The organism is Arhodomonas sp. KWT, from assembly GCF_010993615.1.
The window spans coordinates 1-2,733 of the sequence record NZ_WNXE01000275.1 but is presented as its reverse complement, the minus strand read 5'-3'; the positions used below and the strand labels follow the sequence as shown (position 1 = coordinate 2,733).

The window sequence follows — 2,733 nt, the reverse complement described above, 5'->3', positions numbered from 1 at the left end:
GCATGTGGATGCTCAAGGAGAAATGGATGCCCGGCATCTACTTCAACCTCATGCTCCGCGGCCGTGAGTGGCTCGCCAGGCCCCGCCGCCTGCCCCACGATCCGGAGGCCCGGGAGGCCCGCGACGCCCTCCGCGAGGGCCCCGCGCGCCACCGCTGAGCCATCGTCGGCGCGGCGTCAGCGTCCGTCCCCGGGCGCATCCGGCCCGGAGGTGCTCGTGCCGAGGTCCTCGGGGCGGTTCTCCGCCGGTGTGTCCTGGCGGGTGTCCCGCCGCGTGACGGTCGAGGTCTCGCCGAGCACCACGTTCGCCGGCGGCGCGGAGCCGTCCTTGTCCTGGCCGAAGTACATCGTCATGTGCGGGAACGGGATCTCAATGCCGGCATGGTCGAAGTGGCGCTTGACCAGGCGGTTGTAGGCGCGTCCCACCGCCCACTGGTTGCCCGGCGTGGTGCGAATGCGTACGCGGATATTCACCGAGCTGTCGGCGAGCGCGGTGACGCCGTCGATCTCCACGTCCTCCAGGATCTCCGGGCCCAGCGTGGCATCGCTGCGCAGCTCCTCGAACGCCGAGCGCAGCGAGGCGATGGCCTCGTCGATGTCCTCGCGGTAGGCGATGCCGTACTCGCCCATGTGATAGGCGAAGCCGCGCATGTAGTTGGCGACATTATCCACCGACGAGAACGGGATCAGGTGGTATGTGCCGGCGAGGTCGCGCACCCCCACCGAGCGCACGGTGAGCTTCTCGACCGTGCCCGTCACCCCCGAGATCGTCACCACGTCCCCGGTGTTCATGGCGTTTTCGAGCTGGATGAACACACCGGTGATAATGTCCTGGACCAGCTTCTGGGCACCGAAGCCGATGGCGAGACCGAGCACACCGGCGCCGGCCAGCAACGGACCGATGTTGATACCGATCTGGGAGAGCGTGATCATCACCGTCATCGCCACGATGGCGATCACCGCCGCGTTGCTGAACAGTGCCAGCAGGGTCTTCTCCCGCGCGCTGGGCTCGCCGGTCCCGGTCTCCGGACTCATGCGATGCTCGATGACGCTGGCGATGGCCACCCATACCGCCGCGGCGATGAGCAGTGTGATCGCCACACGGACCGCCACCTGGATCACGGCGAGGCCGAACGGCGAGTCGAACCACGCGCCGATATCCATCACCGACCATGCATCCAGCACCCCCAGGGCCACGATGAACGTCACCACCCCGCGGGCAGCGCTCACCATCGCGGGCACGTAGGCGTTCAGGCGATGCTCCAGCATCGGCATGCGCCGCTGCCAGTCCTCCGGCAGTCGGATATGCCGGCGCTTGAGCCGGCCCAGTCCGTCCGCCGCCAGCAGTCCCGCCAGTGCCATCGCGAGGCTCATGCCCGTGGCACGCACCACGAAGGCCAGGGTCCCCGCCGGATCGACCTGACCGCCCACGAACAGCACCGTGGCATAGACGGCGGCGATCAGATGCCAGGTCCGGGCCAGCCCGCCCAGCAGGGCCCGTCCCGGGCCGGTACGCGCGTGGGCCGCTGCGCGCTGAATCACGCCGCCGACCGAGCGCCGGTGCCGGAACACGAGCACCAGCACGTACATGTAACCCACCGCCATGACGACGAGTCCCACCGTACGCTCCGTCTCCGCCACCGTGGCGTGACGGTTCGCCAGCGGCAGGGCCAGCAGCAGACCGTAGCCGAGCCAGGCGATGACCCGGCCCGCGCGCACGTAGACGTAGCGCGCCTGCTCCGTGGCCAGCGGCACCGGCCGCAGGCCGTCGAAACGCGGCGAGAGGACCGCGCGCACCACCACCCGCAGCCCTTCGACCACGATGAAGGCGTTGACGAACAGCGCCGCCCAGTGGGGAAGCCGGGTGCCTCCACCCGGCAGCGACAACGCAATGACGTAGGCGGCGACCGCCGCTGCGACGATGGTCAACGCGTCGACCACCACGCCCACGACCACGCCGGTCAGTGCCCGGCCGGGGTGACGCCGGTAGCCCGCCGCCGCCCACGACGCGACGCGCCGGTACAGCGGGGCCGCGAGCCGGCGAAGCACGGAGAAGATGACGAAGGTCGCCACCACCAGGCCCGCAAAGGGCAGCACGCCGCGAAGCAGCTCGCCGTAATCCCGACCCGGCCGCCAGAGTGCGGCCGCAGCGGCGGCAACGGCGGTGGCGGCGCTGGAGACACGCTCGATCACGCCATGCACCGCGGTCTCGGTGACCGAGGCGACGCGCTGCGGCAGCGAACGTATACGCGCGACCGGGCTGTCCGGCGCGATAGCACCGGACTCGCCCTCTTCCCCGCCCTGCGAGCCGCCCTCATCCTGCTGTTTGCGGGCCAGACGGCGCAGCTCGCCGATCAGCTGCTCGCGGGCCTGCTTGTCCTCGAGCATATCCGCGAGCGCCGCGTAGTCCGGCCGGCCCCCGTTCTCCGCGGACGCCGCACCACCACCGGCCGGGACGGCGCCCGTCTGAGCGGCGGCGGTAGCGGCAGCGAGTGCCAGCACGAGGAGCAGTACGACGTCACGAAACCAGCGCAGTCCTGTTCTCACCGTTATCCCCTTCCCTGCCGAAGGCCGCGCCCGCCACACGGACCGCCCCGCCAAGGTACTAATCCGGGACGGGTTAGTCACGGCGGCACCCGGGACGCGACAGCGGGCGGAAACGAAAAAAGCCCGGCAGGGGTGGCAGACCCTGCCGGGCTTCATATCTGGCGGAGAGAGAGGGATTCGAACCCTC

General features: G+C 70.2%; 1 protein-coding gene. It reads right to left on the bottom strand.

What is annotated here, in order from left to right; all coding sequences use genetic code 11:
- Nucleotides 1–176: 176 nt before the first annotated feature.
- Nucleotides 177–2,546, bottom strand: coding sequence for a mechanosensitive ion channel domain-containing protein (locus tag G7A99_RS17770; RefSeq protein ID WP_163142680.1), 2,370 nt, complete (start codon nt 2,544–2,546; stop codon nt 177–179).
- Between the last annotated feature and the right edge of the window lie 187 nt (nt 2,547–2,733).